This window comes from Ruegeria sp. CDSA246 (assembly GCF_059611225.1).
The window spans coordinates 76,046-92,105 of record NZ_JBXWPD010000018.1; the positions used below are offsets into that span (position 1 = coordinate 76,046).

A 16,060-nucleotide genomic window follows, 5' to 3' on the forward strand; every position below is an offset into this window, starting at 1 on the left:
TCGGTCCTGGCACGAAAGAGATATGTCAATTGACAATGGATCAACACAAACTGAGGATAAACAAGCTTCATCGCATGCTCACGCTGATACCGACACAATGCCGCGCGCACGAGGCCGAAGTGATGCCGACCAAATGGCCGGAATATCGTTTTCTTACACCTTTTGATGCCACGAAGCAGTTTCATCGTGCCTACATCGAAGCGTACAGGAATTACTATCGCGAGAACATCGACGCGACCGCTGCATCCGACATTAAGGTCGGTTTCAAGTTGAACTTTTTCAAACGGAGTTCCGATCTGACTCAGCTCAATGATGCACGTCTGAAAGCCGATCGGGTCGGATTGCCGTATCCTGCTTACTTGGAGTTCGCATTCAAGTTCGCGTCGGCGCGTAAACGCAAATATCCACCGCAGCCCAACCAGCTATGGCCTGGCGAGAAGAAACGCGTTGTCTGGCTGACCAAGATAGTGGAGTTCTGGAGTGATGACCGCCATGGCCTCGAATTGAACCGGATGAAGGACATGCCCCAGTACGCATGTTTTTCCCACCTGGGCCTTCCGGCGCAGCGTCAATTTCGTAAAGAAATGCTCGATTTGGTGAGGCGCGGCGTATATTCAATAGACGGGTTTGTTGCCAGGCACGTGGTCGAGCGCCAGTATTTCCGTGCCGTTGATTGTAACTTCCTTGGGGAAAAGGCCGTCGAAAGTGCTAAACGCAAAGCACAAGAAGACGTTGCCAACGGCTTCCTTAGACCCGTTGAGCTCAAGACACCTACAAGCGAGGAGTTCTACCAGAGTTGTTTTGGTGTGCCCGGGGTAGTCACGTCTGACAATCCTATTTGCTCGTCCTGTACGCAACGTGGAAAATGTGAACTGGCGCGCCAGGCAGTCATCTCGAAAACCCTTTCAGAAACGGGCTTCGCTGATCCGATTGCCGAGGCCGATAGGCGGGCAAACCGGAGGCGCGTGAACGAATATCGCGCCCGCCAGCGTTCCTCGAGATCTCAGGCCAATGCTGCAACGAAGTTGCAGGTTGCCGTGTAATGGCTCCCTTGTGTCAGAAATAGTGTAAGAGAGAAGAAGTATATAATTAGGGGAGCGTTACACCCTCCGGAGATTAAGAAACCCCTCCGGGTATGTAATGCCCCCCTAATTATATACTTTCTCCGGAACATCCCTCCTGAAGTTTACCCTGTCACAAGGGAGGCATTACACATTCATTTCCATGAACGCAGAGCCGACCATCAATCGTCTGGTTGGTTTGTCCCTAAGACGCCCAAGACACGCTCGGCCAGCCTCGCCCGTTGGCCAGAATTCTCAACCCCAAAACCTGCAGAAGACCTAACCTAATGAATGCTATCAATTTCACTATGTCCGACCAACAGATCTCGGCGCTAGACTGCGTAGGCTCCTGGCTGAAGAACGATGCCAAGACAAATAAGATCTTCCGGCTCTTCGGATATGCCGGCACCGGCAAGACGACAATCGCGCGACATCTGGCCAGCGGTTTGAATGGAGGGGTTGTTTACGCGGCCTTCACTGGCAAAGCGGCTATGATGATGCAGCGCAACGGCTGTGAAGGTGCTTCCACCATCCACAGTCTGATCTACAAGGTTGTGCAGGGACCGGCTGGTAAATTCAGTTTCCACCTCAATCCGGATAGTGCAGCAGCGGATGCAGACTTGATTGTGCTCGATGAGTGCTCAATGGTTGATGTAAACTTAGCGCGTGACTTAATGTCATTCGGAGCTCCTATCCTCGCACTCGGTGATCCTGCCCAGCTGCCGCCGGTGGCCGGCGAGGGCTATCTCACCAACGCCAAGCCTGACGCCATGCTGACCGAAATCCACCGTCAGGCCAAGGACAGCCCGGCCTTACGACTGGCGATAGACATTCGTGAAGGAAAACCGCTGAAATACGGCGCCTATGGGAACAGCCGTGTGGTGCCGGACGGAAGTCTTGAGATCGATGAGATATTGGATGCGGACCAGCTCCTTGCAGGTAGGAACGTCACTCGTTTCCACTACAACGAAGAAATCCGCAGGGCCTTGGGGCGCGCCGGCGACCTGCCTGAGGTTGGCGACCGCCTTGTGTGTCAGCACAATGACCATGGCCTTGGTATCGTCAATGGAGGCATGTTCACGGTCGTCTCAGAACCGAAGAATTCCCGGTTTTCGGGGACTTTGTTGTTGGAACTGAAATCGTGCGACTTCCCGGATCATGAAAACTACAGCGTACGTGTGCATCCGGAGTTTTTTACTGACGACGAAAAGAGATTGGCGGACAAGGAACGGAAAAATTCTCAGCAGTTTAAGTATGGTTACGCGTTGACAGTTCATAAAGCCCAAGGCAGCCAGTGGGACCACGTGATTATAGAGGACGAAAGTCACATCTTCGACAAATATGCGAGGAATTGGCTCTATACCGCCGTTACACGGGCTTCTGAAAGCGTGACGCTGGTCACACGCCTTTAGAAGCATTTTCATACGAGAAGCAACATTGGGCAGACACTTTCTGCCCAATGTTGTTGCTCCCTGACGCTATGTCCATGGGAGCATTGAATCTCAAAATCTCGTGGTGCCAGAACGCATCCACAGGTTATTTCTGTGACATCGGTGGAATTCACCCCGCTTTGCGTCCGTACTTCATGCGAACTAAGCCATTCACATGGTACCTGCCGATCGCACAGCGGGCTTCAAGCTACCGGTTTTCTGAGCCGAAAAGGCGTCCGCCCTGTTCGTCAATCACCTGCTTCGCCTTTGCGATGCTGAAGCTTTCAGCCTGATCCCGGCTTTCAAAGACATCCGCCCTGATCACCGTATGGGTCTTGCGATCTCCGTCTATGATCTTTTCGATACGGGCCAATAGGCGGTATTTACCGCCTTCGGGCATCAGGTCGGGGAAAATCTCGAACCCCTTGTACGAAACCGGCTCCGGCTCAGACTTTTCGCTGACACCGAAAAGTTTAGAAAAGAGGGGCATTGGGCGGCTCCTTTCAGTACTGCTAGGATCGGAGACTAGCGCCGCTTAAGACAGGCGTGTAGCTTCTCCTGTTATCAGATCACTGGTCGTCGATCTTATAGTACGCTCTGTTCGTGGTCTCAAACGTCCCGATCGACAGCGAAAACCCTTTCCTCCGCACCAATCTCACATTTGCGGATCGGCCCATAAGAGACATTCGGCACCCTGCTGGCATTCTGCGGTCGCAGCCCACATTCCGGTCATTCGCTGCAAGTGCAAATTTTGGCGCTGCTCGAACTCACACATTGCGGACAAAAGTAGCTTTCGCTGCGCTTGCACCAATGACCGTTTTTTCTGGTATTCATGGCCCAGTTTCTTTGCAAAACCCACGTCCAAAATATCTAAAACTCATCAAATTCCGGGACGTTGCCAAGCCTAATGAGGAAACTTGGCGACCCGACTTCGCCACTGTTCGGATCTTCACTGACCATGTAGGCATCGGCGCCAGCGCAATCGTCGGATTGCGCTTCTCTTTCTGCTCTGTTTTGTGCTTCCGCTGCCGTGGAGTATTCAAATTGCTTGCCAATTTTCAAGCTTCCTTGCCCTCCGCGTCCTGGCTTCCGTTCCACATATGTTTGACAGATGTAGTGAACTTTTTCTGAGCTCTCATCTGAGAGTGTCATGGCAATATCCTTGAAACGAGTACGGGCGCTACTGATGCATGAGATAAACAGTGCTCGCTAGCCACTTTGTTTGTGTTTCGCTCAATCAAGTCGCGCGGAGAGGAGTGCCAACGATCCTGTCACCGCTTTTTGGCGGGCTTCGGCGGACAGGCTTCAGATGGAGTCGTCGCATCCCTTTCGAGCCGAGTTTTGCGAAGCCGAGCGTTCTTGATCTGTCTTTGCTCTGCTTCTTCGTTGACCATTTCCCTAACGACCCGCGTTGTTTTGTCCATCGGCGTTTCCGCCTTGGGAACGTGTGCATTGAAGGCAGTTGTTTTTTTCTGCTTTGCCAATGGTTACTCTCCTATCCGTTTTCAACGGCGCATTTGTCAGTTGAGTATTTCAAATTGATGCCAGGTGATTGCCTGGTCCTTGAGGGACACGCGCGTGTCGTAAAGGACTGCGATGGAGCAGCTTTGTCTGAACGTCAGGAGCGGACATAGCTTTCATCAACGCACTATAGTTCATTTGGAATCTCATTTCCGATCCTACGTTTTGTGTCGAATGGGGTGTGCCGATGACAAGATGGTCGCTTGTTGCACCGATGAGTCTGTTTCTGGGAGGCATAGAAAGCCCCAAAACGTCCGTATCTTGCTGACCAATGGCGAGAACTAATTGTGTGCTCTGTCTACTTTTTGGAACAAGGTGAAGTCTTTTGAATACCGGGTCGCAGATGCTCTGAGGGTAAGATGAAGGTTTGGACCCTGTTTCAATGACCTCGGCGACAAGCGTAAAGGCATCCGTATACATCCCGCCTATCTGATCTCCGGAAACCGGATCAACGCCCAGAAGTATTGCTTCCCCCAGCCTTAAATCGTTGATGCGACCAGCTGGGTGCCCACTGAAGGCCCAAGGAAGGTTGGCCGAGTTACCGCCAGATACCGTCTGAAGGAAGGGGCCACACTGCCCCTCTGTGTCATTCGCCAAGACAGACAAGGCGTCCATGTCTGCTGCATTCGGGGCAATTCCACTCAGGCATGCGAAGTTCGCTCCGATGCCATTTAGCGCGACACCCGGCATATCCACCACTTGCTGCGCAATTGCGCCGAGGTACTTTGGCATGATCCCTTCGCGCAGATCGCCCATCTCAACCATCAGGATAATGCCGTGAATGCAGTCCTTCCGGATCGCGGCGGCGGCTAGAGCGGTAATCACGAGGATTTCTGTGTTGTAGCTTGCCTCACAGTACTGGACGACCTGATCGACCTGGCTCAGCATTGGTGTACGGATCAAGGTGATCGGGCATGTCATGCCCGCATTGCGTAACTTCCGAACGTTGCTAAGACGCGCTTCTGCAAGTCCCACAGCGCCACCGTCCAGCATGGCCCGAGCGATGGTTGGATGCCCGCACACCGCTTTGGTCACACCGGTGACGCTGATGCCGCGTGTCTTGAGGCGCCCGATCACAGTCTTTGCATTGTGGCGTATCTTGCTCAGATGCACCTCAATGCGGGGTGTACTCATATCGCAGCCACAGGCGTGGGTTGATGCAACCCAGGATAGGCGGCGACAACCATTGCAAGCAAATGCGATGCCGGCCGGCTGAGCACATCCGTTACGGGTAACCCGAGCATTTGTGACTGTGCGGCGATAGTGTCGGTAATCTCGGCCTCAGACATCCCCTCGTGATTGAGCGTGACGCCGATGACTTTTGTGTCAGCAAACGCTTCGATGAGGGCAATCTCACTTGCAGGCTTGGGCATTGGCATATTGGGAAAATCACAGCGATGCGCGCGCTTTGGAGCGTGTTGAAGGATCACGGCGTCCGGCTGGCTGCCCCGCAGGATAAAGGCGGATGTGCAGAACGCCGGATGGCTCAACGCTCCTTGACCTTCAATCAAAATGACATCGGGTTGTTCAGCCTCGGAAGCGTCAACAATCGCACCTTCAAGCTCGCCGCAACAGAACTGCGGCGGCACGGCATCCATTGCCACTCCATATTTTGCGCCCTGCATCAAACCCGTCTGGCCCGTACCAACAAGAACAGTCTTGATGCCCCTTGCGTTCAAGGCGCGGGCCAATACGGTTGCTGTTGTCCGTTTTCCAATGGCGCAATCGGTTCCAAGAACCGCTATGCGCAGTGCCTTCACTCCTGCAATACTTCCGTCGAACAGGCGCATATCCTTGCTGGGTTTAGGTTTTCGAATATCTCGAATGGTGACTTTGCGTTCGACTGCAAAAGACCCGATTTCGAGATCATCGCTCAAATACTCATGCAATCCACTGACGATGTTCATACCAAGTGAAATCGCATCGAGAACAACGTCGCGATCTGTCGATGAGAGTCTCCCCGTAGATGGTGCCATTCCGTAAATGAGGGTATCTGGGATGACGGTTTCATGGGCGACAGCAGCGTCCAAACTTCTAAAGACCGGAATGTGGTTTACTGCATCGTCAAGAATCTGCCCGCTGTCTTCGCCGTCGTGGTTGCTATCGATGACAGACAGGATCCTGTAGGCCTCTGAATGACGAACAAGGCCATTAGCAGTTTTGCCATCAATGTTGGCGAAGTTACCTTGGCAATAGACAATCGCAGTTGGTGGCGAGACGATCTTAGTGGTAGAGATTGATCTTATGGGTTCATCGCTGGTCAATGGCGGCGCTTGTGCACCGCTGACGGGACGACGGATAGTGTTAGCCGCGCTAAAGTCGGTTTTCATGATGTTTCCTTTTTGTGGTCGACACCGAAGGCAACGCTGCCGTCACCATTGGGTAATGAAGTCGAGAATATCGTGCCGCACGCTCAGTTATCGAGAATGCAAAGTCCCTTAGATAACTTGAAATTCTTGTTGCAGTCCCACCGGTTTCCGGACCTGTCGAGATGGGCATTCGCAGGAAGGTCAATTACGTCACAGCTCGCACCTGAGGCAGCGTATCCCCGCTCGCACTTCCATCCCGTTCCGTAACTTGCATCGTCAAAGAAGGCATGTTCAGGGATCACAACGGGCGCGCACGACCCATCTTGTGCAAAGTACCCACGTTCGCATGTCCAGGGTCGACCGTATCCTGATGAATTCAGATACGCGTTGGCCGGGACTTCAATAGCGACGCAAAGGTCGTCCGATGCTTCGAACCCCCGTTTGCATTTCCACGCTGGCCCATAGGTAGTAGCTGCCAGGTAAGCGTTTGCGGGTACGACAATTTCTTGACATGTGTCGTCGATTTTGAGAAAACCGCGAGAGCAATGCCAGCGCTCACCTGATGGATCAAGAAACCCGCCATCAGGTACAATCACCGCAACACAGGCCGTGTCATCCTTCTTGCGAAACCCATGAAGACATTCCCAACCAGAGCCATAGGTGCGGTTGGTCGGATACGCATTTGCTGGCACTATGACAACGGCGCAGACATCGCCACTCAGCCTATACCCGGCGTTACATTTCCAGCCGTCACCGTAGCTCTTTGCAGTGGCATTTTCAGGCACAGGTTGCGATGTGGATTGAGCATATGCAGGCGTTGAAAACAGAAGCAGAGCACAGATTGGGAGCACAATCAGAGCCGCAATCATCTGAATGCCTGGTGACGGATGCGCTCCCCAGATCGCCTGACAGAGTTGCGGCATTGCCTTTGAGTTATGATCCATCCAGCTCAAGCCCCGCGATACAGGCATCTGCAAGGTCACGGCTTGGCGTTTCCGACCCCGGCAACGTAGCCCAACCCGTATCCATCATAGCCTTGCGGCGACTGAAGCCAGAGGCCTCTTGGAGGGTTACGATTATTTCTTCGCGCTTGGGGTCAGCAGCTGACCTGTTCAGGCAAACCGGCACCATCGCGAGCGTCACTTCTTCGCTTGCATGGTCCTTCGCCAATTCTTGAGCGCCACCGCTGGTTGTCCACCCGCCCCAGGTAAAGCCAAGGATTGAGACCGCAATCGCACCACACAAAGCACCGTAGATGCCTGGTTTCGTCCATTCTGGAAATGTCATTTTAGATCCTCTGGCGGAGAAAGCGCCGCCTCGCTGTTTTGTGTCTTTTTGCGCAACCTTGATCTCGAGCCCGCGCCATACCCAGGGCGTGATGACCGATAGGCGCAGTTCGGGCTGCTGGAATTTCAATTGATCAACAGTTGCGTTGTGGTTCTTTGGCAAGCCTTCGGTGCGTCTGATCACCACAAACGGATCGACAAACGTCACAAGCGATGTGGTTGTGCGCGAAAACATCGGCAACCTTCCCAAACATCAGATCCAAGTAGAGGACGTGACAGCTGAATTTTCATGATGGAAGAACTTAGTTCACTCTAGCAGGCGATACGCCCAGGCCGCAGAAAACCAGAACTTTAGTGGACTTAACATAACCACTTGGCGACGGTATTACAACGTTCATCGGCCTAACACTTTTTCCAAGTCCCAGGATGCCGATGAAAGAAATTGTTTCAATCTGGCATTCGCCTTGTGTATCGGCAAATTCGTGACCACTTATGTAGCCTCATTAGCATGCCACTCTGAAGCCGACATTCGCTGCATCACAAAGAACAGGTAATGAGGGCTCTGACCGATCTCCACCGTCTAAAGGCCGTTCGAGCACTTAGTGAGGATACAATCGAAGCATACCTCGTGCGCGCCAGACTACATTGAAAGTTATGCAGTTTTGGCGTGCGATAACGCCTCAGAAAATGTCAGCAGGCGTTGACGGCTTTCGTCCCAAAGGTGCAGCCGCGCACAGTGCAGGCTTTCATAGAGCGTAATGCGCTGACAATCGGCGAGTTCACCGTGATCGCGCAGCACTTCATCAAGTCTGTAAAAAGGTATCCGGCTGGCCATGTGATGAACATGGTGCACACCTATATTCGCAGTGAACCAGCGTAGAGGACCAGGTAGGGCATAGTGAGAGCTGCCATAGAATGCTGCATGCTGTAGTTTCCACTGCTCTTCGTGTTCCCAGGTTGTGTGCTCGAATTGATGCTGGATGTAGAAAAGCCAGACACCGATTGAAGCAGCTAAAATCATTGTGGGGAGAAACACAAACAACAGTGCATCCACACCTCCGACCCAATAGACTCCACCCAAAACAGTAGCTATCACAACGTTTGTCGCCATTGCGCTTAGCCAATACTGCCAGCCAGCATGCATTAATCCGACGGGCAGCCGATATAGGATAAAAAACGTATAGATTGGGACGACGCCAAACATGAACAATGGGTGTCGAACCAATCGATACAAGGCGCGTCCGATCCACTTCCGGTTCACATATTCGTCGACAGTCAAGGTCGGTAAGTCTCCGATACCGCGCCGATCCAGATTACCGGTTGAAGAATGGTGAATTGCATGGGTTTGGCGCCAGACATCATATGGTGTGAGCGCCAGAACACCCAGAAACCGGCCTGTCCAATTGCAAAGTACACGGCTTTTGAAAAACGCCCCATGACCGCAATCGTGCATGATTATGAACAAGCGGACCAGGAAGGCGGCATTCAATATTGCCAGCGAAGTGGAGATCCAGACGCTAATGGACAATGCATGCCACGCAGCGACCCATAACACAACAAAAGGTATAACAGTGATTGTCAATTCGAAGACACTGCGTCCGGTGTTCGGTGCGCGGTATTGCGCGAGAACTCTAGTCCAATCCTGAGGTTGCAACCTGGTGGCCCTCCGATCTCTCATCGGACTTAAATGTCCAAACGGGCACCCATAAGGGTGCCCATAAAACGTTTAGGCCAGCGCCAAGTTAGCGGCGTTATCGCGCCCGTCACGACCAGATTCCAAATCAAAAGTGACCTTCTGGCCATCTTGAAGTTCACTGATGCCGGACCGCTCAAGCGCCGAAATATGTACGAATACGTCGTTCTTGCCATTTTCCGGTTCAATGAAGCCGAAACCTTTGGTTGAGTTGAACCATTTCACGGTGCCATTTGCCATGGTGTAAGTCTCCTAATATCAGCCGCCCGCACTATTGCGACGGCTCGGCGTGGTCGGTCTGAATCGAAAGACTGAACGCCGATTTTGGGAGACAGCAGGTCGAAAAAGAAAAACGTTAGCCCAGTATAGATGGGCTGCTGGGGAGCATCAAACAAGCCTTGATCCCCCGAAGAGTTGCACGATCTTGAAAAGATTAAGCTAACCGATGGGCTGGTACGGAAAATCAGGGTGAAGAGGTCTTATACACCAATAACATCGCCTGAAATATGATCAAGCTTGGGCGGTTGCACTGTTGTCAGAAATTAACGACGCCGAGCTAACCCAGGTCTAACCGACACACCGTTTCGCCAAGCGTTCAGTCCTTTGCAGCGCCGACAAATCCGCTCCCCAAATGGGCTCTCTACCGACATCGGAGGCGTCACAGCATTCCCAACCAAGACACCAATTTGCCGGTCATGGACGGCCCATAGCTGCCGCCGGTCAGCCGACCTAAATGCTGCATCGCAGCCCATCAAACCGGCCATTCGCTGCGCGGGCGAGATCCGTGCGTTGTGATAGGTAGGCACCGCGGACGAAGGGGGCTTTCGCATTATCTCGGACAACGACGCCAGGCAGCCCTAAAAACAATCAAGGGATCTATCACGACCGGCCGCCAGAGCGGCGACCTTGACTGACGCCTTCCGGCACGGCCGCGCGCCAAGCAGAGGTGGCCTTGCAGCGGGAACAGATGCGTTCGCCAAAACCTTCGCTCCAGAAAGAGGATTTGCAGCGCAAGCAGAACCGTTCCTTTGGCGCATCTGCAAGCGCACGCTTTGGCGGGTCCGAGACGATGAATTCCTTCTTCTTTTGCATCAGTTCCTCGCGTTTCGTTGATTCAGGCATTCGCTTCTTCAACTTCATTCGGGCATAGGCGAAGTGGACTGTTGGCATGGCATCCCTTCATTTTCGGCGTTCTGAATTTCAGAGCTGTCCTGCGAAAAAACTTGCGGGGTATCGTCTTTGGGACTTTGGTCAACGAGATCGATATTCTCCCGCGTTGTCCGCGATCCCGAGTAAAGATGGCGCAATTGGGCCTCGGATACCCCGTCGGCCTGCATCACAAGCTGCACCATTGGGTCTGCCAGCATTTCTTCCAGAAAAACATCAGACAGCTCTCTTCCTGAAAGCTTGTCCTTCGCGCGGGCATTGTCGAGATCAATCAATGAAACGGTTAGGCTCCGGGTTAATCCCGGATGGGAAATGCGTGGATGCAGGTGGACAACAACCGAGGCCTTCCAAGCTTCAGGGTCTTGGTGATCCGGAGGCGAGGCGAGTTCGGTCTCGATTTCATACTCGCCGGCGGGGAGCGTTTCTGCAAAACCGGGCACTGTGAATGGCCAGTCGAAAACTGCGATGGTCTTGCTGAATTGGTCATCCATTGCGGTGGTCCTTTCGATTAAGGGCCAGGTAGGGCTCGCCAGCCCGCTCCGGCGCGACTCTCGGGGTTTTTCGAGATTGGCTGAACCGGTCTTTGCCGCCCTGATTGTCGGTTTCCTTATTCGACGGTTCAGCAGGACGGCAGACCTAATAGCCAGGTCATTGAAAGACTTGATCCCAATCGATTTCGGATTTTCCACTGAGACCTCGGTGCGTCGGTCAGACCCGAAAATTCGCACGTAGCCTATCAGTATATGGGGTTTGAAGGGCCGATTTACTACGGCGGGTTGCCAAGCAAATCAGCACATGACGCTCGGTATCGGACCGCGGAGCGCAATTTGAGAAGTTATAACAACTTCAAATGTAGGCAGGCTTCGCTATCCTCGTTAGTTTCGGCAAGTTTTCCTTGCATAGTCGAATTCTCGCGACATCCGGCGCGTTTATTGCCCCCATAAGAGCGTTGTAGTTCATGCCTATTTTCATTTCGCGCCTGACGGGCCCAGTGAGTTTGGCTGAGCCGGTGTGATCGCTTGTTGCGCCGCGGTAGATTGTACCTGAGGGAAATTTCAGACTGCTTGCATCGGTATCCCACTTTCTAACATCAAGGGTCGAACAGGTTCCATGGTCGCTTTCCAGTTGCAATCCAAACATCCCACTTACCGTAGCAAACCAGTGTGAATTGACGAGGGCGGCCTTGACGCAATCATATTAAGATGCATCAAGGTTCAGCCCTTCTATGCACGCTTTGGCGAGATCGCGGTTCGGAGAATCGGAACCAGGCATGGTTGCCCAACCCGCATCCATCACGGCGTCGCGTCGCTTGTACGACGTGGCAGCCTGGATCGTCGCGAGCTTTGCTAAACGCTGATTATCCGTGCGGGACATGTCGTGGCAAATTGGCACGAGCGCCGCGATCACCTGGTCCCGCGCCATTTCGCTTGCCAACTTGTTCGCGCTTCCGCCAGTCATCCAGCCGCCCCAAGAGAATCCAACGACACCGACAAACACCGCGCCGAGCAGTGCGCCATACATACCGGGTTTCAGCCATTCAGGATTGGTCATATCAAGTCCTCCAGCGGAGAAAGCGCCGCTTCGCTATGTTGAATTGTTTCACAACGGGCCTAGTCGCAGGCAATGGCGTGCTCCAGATCCTTTTGTGTTGTCATGTGCATCGTTGTTTGACCGACATGACTCCCTCGACCCCTGACCATCAGGTAGGTCGCGGTGCGTCGGTAAGCCTCAAAGCTGACGCCTTGCAGCAACTCCTCCTCGAAGAGAATTTCATACGCGCCAGCCGGAAACACGATGTCGCTGTTTCCCAACCTGAAGGCATTGGTGAACGTCACCTTTGACCTGATCGAACGCGTGAGCATCCCATACCTCCGTTGAATTGATCGCTGGATTTCCGGCACCGACCAAGGTCGGCCGCATCAGTCCAGATGCCCCGTCAAGTCACAGCACTTAGGGCTATATTATTCCCAACCCACGGGCTTTATGCTGATCGAAGTTAGTACCCATCAGGTTCTTTACTGTCAGGATGTGTGCAACAGCCTCACTCCCGACAATCGGGGCTAGAAGGTGGCGCATCCAGGCAGATGCAAGTCTTTGCGCCTTGCAGCAATCAAGCAATATTGAATGCGGTATCCAACGCGTTGATCGGTATCTTTGTCCCAACGATTTTTGTCGAGCGCCGCTCCCCCAGCCCGAAAGGAAAAATCATGTCTGTATCAGATGTTCTTCGCCCGGATGGCTCCGACTACGACCCTTTCCTGCTTGCAGAAGTGGGTGAAGACAAAACCGGTGCAACAGTCACGGTTTTGTCAGCCCTTGCGCGTCTCGGGCTCGAGCCTTGGACCGAGGCTCGTGAGCTTACACTTCTGGGCCGGGATGCAGCGCATGCCCGGCTGAAAGCACATCTTTCGACAGTCAGAGATGTACCCACGCTTGATCATGCGAGCGGCAGCGTGGCGACAAAGTTGGTGGCCTTGTTACCTAAGCGCGTGTCGCATCGCGTTTCGAAATTGCCTGAGACAATAAAGTATACCGGCCCCCGGATCCCGATCTATTGGATGCTGATTTCACTCATGGGCGCTCTGATACTTGCGCGGATCTTTTATCTCGCTCAAGCGGGCTAACCTGCGTCAGTACGAAGGCGCTCTGAAACCCGTTAGGTAACATGTGTCCGCTGTGTATTTGGTTGGCATTTTTTTTGAGTATCTGAGGGGCGCGGGGAACATGGAGCTCCCCAAAAGGGCTGTATGAGTCTCGTGCTTCTTATTCTCGGACCGTCCAGGAAAGGACATTCCAATGAATGATGAAGACCAGAGTCAGGAAAACCACGCCGTCAAGCACATGGCCTCCGTCAAGGCCGCCTGGGACAAAGCGCCTGAAGGCCCCAAAAAGGCGACGGCATTGAAACACTATCAGGCCGCTGAAAGTGCCCATGAAGCCGAAAATGACGAAGAGGCTCACAAGGAACTCAAGGAAGCCAGTCGGGCGCTGATGTAACGTCACGCGTTTGAGATGTAAGCAGGATCGTCCAAAACCAGATTGTGGGCCCAATCAGGCCAGAAGCGGCCGTTTCTGATCCAGATACGCTGGATCGAAATCCGCCAGTTTAACCAGACCCTCATAGTTATTGAACGTCACAAACCCATCCCGAAATGTAACCAACTCGTCCTCCCTGAGTTTGCGCAGGACGCGGTTGACGTGAATGGCGCTCAATCCCAGTGCATCGGCAAGATGGTACTGTGTGAGCGGGCAGGCATAGCCTTTCTTGCTGCCCATCCCCACAAGCGACAGCCTGACTCCAAGTTCCAGTAGGAAATGTGCCATGCGCGCATCCGCATCACGCCGCCCAAGCCCGACAAGATGTTCGACAACCATCGCTTCGTCGCGTGACACGGCCCATAAAATTGCAGTGGCCAGCCGAGGTGTCTCTGCGAAGGCTTGCAAAAGATCGCTCACCAGAACCTCGGCGGCTTCGATATCAACAATCGGCTCAATGCCATGGTCTGACGTGTGCAACAAAACGCTGCGCAGCCCAAGGAAATCCCCTGGAATCTGGAAATCGACGATTTGGCGTGATCCGTCAGGCTGAATCTTATATGAAACAACCCAGCCAGCGGCGAGGATATAGGCAGCCTGTTCCGATTGTCCCTGATGAACAAGATCTCGGCCAGCCTCAAAGGTTCTCCTCCGCTGGTGCAATTGTTCCAAAACGGCCAGTTCCGCCTCTGCCAAGGCAACAAATGCCGAGAGTTTCTGTGTTAACGGGCTGGTGTTGGTGTTCATCGTTGGATTTCCCCGAGCCTGCAAAGACTCTACGAAGAAATTGGTGTTGAGGCTACTTTCGATCAGTCCAAAATACCAAAACTCATGTGACAATAGAAAAACCATCACCACCTCGCCTGGTCACGAATCCAATGACTTTAAAAGGAATGACCCCAATGTCAGACCACCAAGATCCCGCAGGCATGGCTGCACTCTCGATCTGCGAGGCTCTTCTACTTGCCTTAAACGATCTCAATCTTCTTCAGGAACGTGAGGTCGTCGGGGTTTTGCGCGATGCTGCCGTGACCCACGAGAGTGCCAATGGTTCGGAATTAGAGCAAGAAACCCATTCGGCAGTCGCCAAATTGATCAACGAGATTATTGTCAGCGGTAACTTCTCGCGCCGATCTTAGATTACGCGGCCAGGTACTTGGACGTCCTGTTGTTCGTGTTTCTGCCGACGATGCTCCTCGCTGCAATTGCTGGCATGTGGTTTTCTTACGTGCAGCACCAGTTCGAGGAAACCAGATGGCAGCGGGAACATGATTGGAGCATTCAGGATGCGGCGCTTTAAGGCAGTTCAAACTAAGCACTGCCCGGAATGCTGAGCTGGATCACCGGGAAAGTCGGAGTTCACCGTGTTCATCATCTGGCCAGCCGTATCCCGTTCTATCGTCTTCCCGAGGTCCTTCGAGGTCATGACGTCCTTGCCAACACCCGGCGCATCACTCTCCGCGATAGCTTGCGCTGCACAAGCCTCGCGCTCTGGGACGAAACCGAACGCGTCGTTATAGTGAGTTAGGAACAATCCGGGAATGGATCAGAAACTTCGGAAACCAAATTGCGAAGCATGCCAGAGCGGCGCTCCAATGGCCTTCGGATACCATGGCCCGGAGTTGCGGCCATTGCCCATGTCTCCATCCCTTCCTGACGACGCGAATCCTGCACGCTCCGCCTTGGTTGCAATCTTCGTCCTGCGACTATGAAAATTACTTTTTCTTATTCCCGATCTTGACCGGCCTCTGACCCTTTGAGAAATCGGCCGTCGCCACAATTTTTTCCTTTGCTTTCTTTGGCTTTTTAACTTCGCGGTTGCCGCGCCTCTTGTCACCTTTTGACATCTGAATCCCTTTCAGGTTGGTTTCTCTCAATACGTTTGCATGTCACAGACCGACCGACTGCATTGTGGTGGTCCCGTAGTTGGGTCAAAAGACCTGCGTCACGCCCTCAAGGGTTCCAAATCTGATGCAGTCCCGGACCTGTAGGGTTTTTGTGCGACCATCGCCTCGGTTGTGATCAGCAGGCTTGCAATCGACGCCGCATCTTCCAGAGCAATCCGGACAACTTTGGTGGGGTCAATGATCCCCACTGTCAGCATGTCGACATAAGTTTCCGTTTGAGCGTCGAACCCGAAGGATGTGTTTTCGCTTTCGATGATCTTTGCCGCGACGACCGATCCGTCCACGCCGGCATTTTCGACAATCTGGCGCAGCGGCGCCTGGATCGATCGGCGGACGATCCTGATGCCGGCATTCTGGTCGGAGTTGGCGCCCTTTAGGGTTGCAAGCGCTTTGCTCGCATGCACCAGCGCAACACCACCGCCTGGAACAACACCTTCCTGAACTGCCGCGCGAGTGGCGTTCAACGCGTCGTCAACCCGGTCTTTGCGTTCCGTTACCTCAATCTCCGTGGCCCCTCCGACCCGGATGATGGCGACCCCGCCTGCCAGTTTAGCAAGACGTTTCTGCAGCGGCTCTGTTGCAATCTTTTGACTATTGACGCGCTTGAATGCAGACGATGAATGATAGCCGGTGTATTCAGTCGAGAACCT

21 protein-coding genes are annotated in these 16,060 nt (G+C 53.3%); 5 read left to right on the forward strand and 16 right to left on the reverse strand.

Going from position 1 to position 16,060, the window contains the following annotated elements; translation table 11 throughout:
• Positions 1-35 precede the first annotated feature (35 nt).
• Both AC2FI9_RS19860 and AC2FI9_RS19865 read left to right on the forward strand, forming a co-directional pair.
• Positions 36-1,043, forward strand: a complete 1,008-nt coding sequence (locus AC2FI9_RS19860; protein ID WP_496770075.1) for a hypothetical protein — start codon at positions 36-38, stop codon at positions 1,041-1,043.
• A 326-nt stretch (positions 1,044-1,369) separates the two neighbouring features.
• Positions 1,370-2,473, forward strand: coding sequence for an ATP-dependent DNA helicase (locus AC2FI9_RS19865; protein ID WP_496770079.1), 1,104 nt, complete (start codon positions 1,370-1,372; stop codon positions 2,471-2,473).
• Positions 2,474-2,699: 226 nt separating this feature from the next.
• Here the strand turns inward: AC2FI9_RS19865 and AC2FI9_RS19870 are convergent, their stop codons facing one another.
• From AC2FI9_RS19870 to AC2FI9_RS19925, 12 genes are all read right to left on the reverse strand, one after another.
• Positions 2,700-2,981 carry an HlyU family transcriptional regulator gene (locus AC2FI9_RS19870; RefSeq protein WP_496726901.1) on the reverse strand — a complete coding sequence of 94 codons (282 nt, stop codon included), beginning with the start codon at positions 2,979-2,981 and terminating at the stop codon, positions 2,700-2,702.
• A 380-nt stretch (positions 2,982-3,361) separates the two neighbouring features.
• Positions 3,362-3,643, reverse strand: coding sequence for a hypothetical protein (locus AC2FI9_RS19875; RefSeq protein ID WP_282154323.1), 282 nt, complete (start codon positions 3,641-3,643; stop codon positions 3,362-3,364).
• A gap of 119 nt (positions 3,644-3,762) precedes the next feature.
• Complete coding sequence (locus AC2FI9_RS19880; protein ID WP_496770083.1) at positions 3,763-3,975, reverse strand: hypothetical protein; 213 nt, start codon at positions 3,973-3,975, stop codon at positions 3,763-3,765.
• Between the two features lie 49 nt (positions 3,976-4,024).
• Positions 4,025-5,146 (reverse strand): alanine/ornithine racemase family PLP-dependent enzyme, encoded by a 1,122-nt coding sequence (locus AC2FI9_RS19885; protein WP_496770086.1) that lies wholly within the window; start codon positions 5,144-5,146, stop codon positions 4,025-4,027.
• Positions 5,143-6,342: an N-acetyltransferase DgcN family protein gene (locus tag AC2FI9_RS19890; RefSeq protein ID WP_496770088.1), complete on the reverse strand. Its 1,200-nt coding sequence runs from the start codon at positions 6,340-6,342 to the stop codon at positions 5,143-5,145. The genes AC2FI9_RS19885 and AC2FI9_RS19890 overlap by 4 nt, the downstream gene beginning before the upstream one ends.
• Before the next feature lie 912 nt (positions 6,343-7,254).
• Entirely contained in the window at positions 7,255-7,842 is a 588-nt protein-coding gene (locus AC2FI9_RS19895; protein WP_496770090.1) for a hypothetical protein, read from the reverse strand.
• A 417-nt stretch (positions 7,843-8,259) separates the two neighbouring features.
• Positions 8,260-9,261 carry a fatty acid desaturase gene (locus AC2FI9_RS19900; RefSeq protein WP_496770093.1) on the reverse strand — a complete coding sequence of 334 codons (1,002 nt, stop codon included), beginning with the start codon at positions 9,259-9,261 and terminating at the stop codon, positions 8,260-8,262.
• Positions 9,262-9,333: 72 nt separating this feature from the next.
• Positions 9,334-9,540: a cold-shock protein gene (locus AC2FI9_RS19905; protein ID WP_496770095.1), complete on the reverse strand. Its 207-nt coding sequence runs from the start codon at positions 9,538-9,540 to the stop codon at positions 9,334-9,336.
• A 639-nt stretch (positions 9,541-10,179) separates the two neighbouring features.
• Positions 10,180-10,422 carry a hypothetical protein gene (locus AC2FI9_RS19910; protein ID WP_299664525.1) on the reverse strand — a complete coding sequence of 81 codons (243 nt, stop codon included), beginning with the start codon at positions 10,420-10,422 and terminating at the stop codon, positions 10,180-10,182.
• 14 nt (positions 10,423-10,436) lie between these two features.
• Entirely contained in the window at positions 10,437-11,156 is a 720-nt protein-coding gene (locus AC2FI9_RS19915) for a hypothetical protein (RefSeq protein ID WP_496770097.1), read from the reverse strand.
• Positions 11,157-11,664: 508 nt separating this feature from the next.
• A complete protein-coding gene (locus AC2FI9_RS19920) occupies positions 11,665-12,018 on the reverse strand; it encodes a hypothetical protein (protein WP_176865328.1) in 354 nt (117 codons plus the stop codon).
• Between the two features lie 59 nt (positions 12,019-12,077).
• A complete protein-coding gene (locus AC2FI9_RS19925) occupies positions 12,078-12,329 on the reverse strand; it encodes a hypothetical protein (protein ID WP_282121187.1) in 252 nt (83 codons plus the stop codon).
• Positions 12,330-12,674: 345 nt separating this feature from the next.
• Between AC2FI9_RS19925 and AC2FI9_RS19930 the strand changes: the two genes are divergently transcribed.
• Together AC2FI9_RS19930 and AC2FI9_RS19935 are read left to right on the forward strand one after the other, a co-directional pair.
• A complete protein-coding gene (locus tag AC2FI9_RS19930; RefSeq protein ID WP_496770099.1) occupies positions 12,675-13,091 on the forward strand; it encodes a hypothetical protein in 417 nt (138 codons plus the stop codon).
• 172 nt (positions 13,092-13,263) lie between these two features.
• A complete protein-coding gene (locus tag AC2FI9_RS19935; RefSeq protein ID WP_496770101.1) occupies positions 13,264-13,464 on the forward strand; it encodes a hypothetical protein in 201 nt (66 codons plus the stop codon).
• Positions 13,465-13,518: 54 nt separating this feature from the next.
• On the opposite strand, the gene AC2FI9_RS19940 is transcribed toward AC2FI9_RS19935, so the two are convergent.
• Positions 13,519-14,250: a Crp/Fnr family transcriptional regulator gene (locus AC2FI9_RS19940; RefSeq protein ID WP_113789413.1), complete on the reverse strand. Its 732-nt coding sequence runs from the start codon at positions 14,248-14,250 to the stop codon at positions 13,519-13,521.
• 155 nt (positions 14,251-14,405) lie between these two features.
• Here AC2FI9_RS19940 and AC2FI9_RS19945 point away from each other — a divergent pair, with 155 nt between their 5' ends.
• On the forward strand, positions 14,406-14,642 hold the full coding sequence (locus tag AC2FI9_RS19945; protein WP_496770102.1) for a hypothetical protein: 237 nt from the start codon (positions 14,406-14,408) through the stop codon (positions 14,640-14,642).
• A gap of 167 nt (positions 14,643-14,809) precedes the next feature.
• Here the strand turns inward: AC2FI9_RS19945 and AC2FI9_RS19950 are convergent, their stop codons facing one another.
• The 3 genes from AC2FI9_RS19950 to AC2FI9_RS19960 all read right to left on the reverse strand — a co-directional run.
• A complete protein-coding gene (locus AC2FI9_RS19950) occupies positions 14,810-15,037 on the reverse strand; it encodes a hypothetical protein (protein ID WP_496770104.1) in 228 nt (75 codons plus the stop codon).
• 181 nt (positions 15,038-15,218) lie between these two features.
• Positions 15,219-15,350, reverse strand: a complete 132-nt coding sequence (locus AC2FI9_RS19955; RefSeq protein ID WP_300072091.1) for a hypothetical protein — start codon at positions 15,348-15,350, stop codon at positions 15,219-15,221.
• A 98-nt stretch (positions 15,351-15,448) separates the two neighbouring features.
• Positions 15,449-16,060, reverse strand: a 612-nt coding sequence (locus AC2FI9_RS19960; protein WP_496770106.1) for a TCP-1/cpn60 chaperonin family protein, incomplete at its 5' end; no start/stop codon positions are given.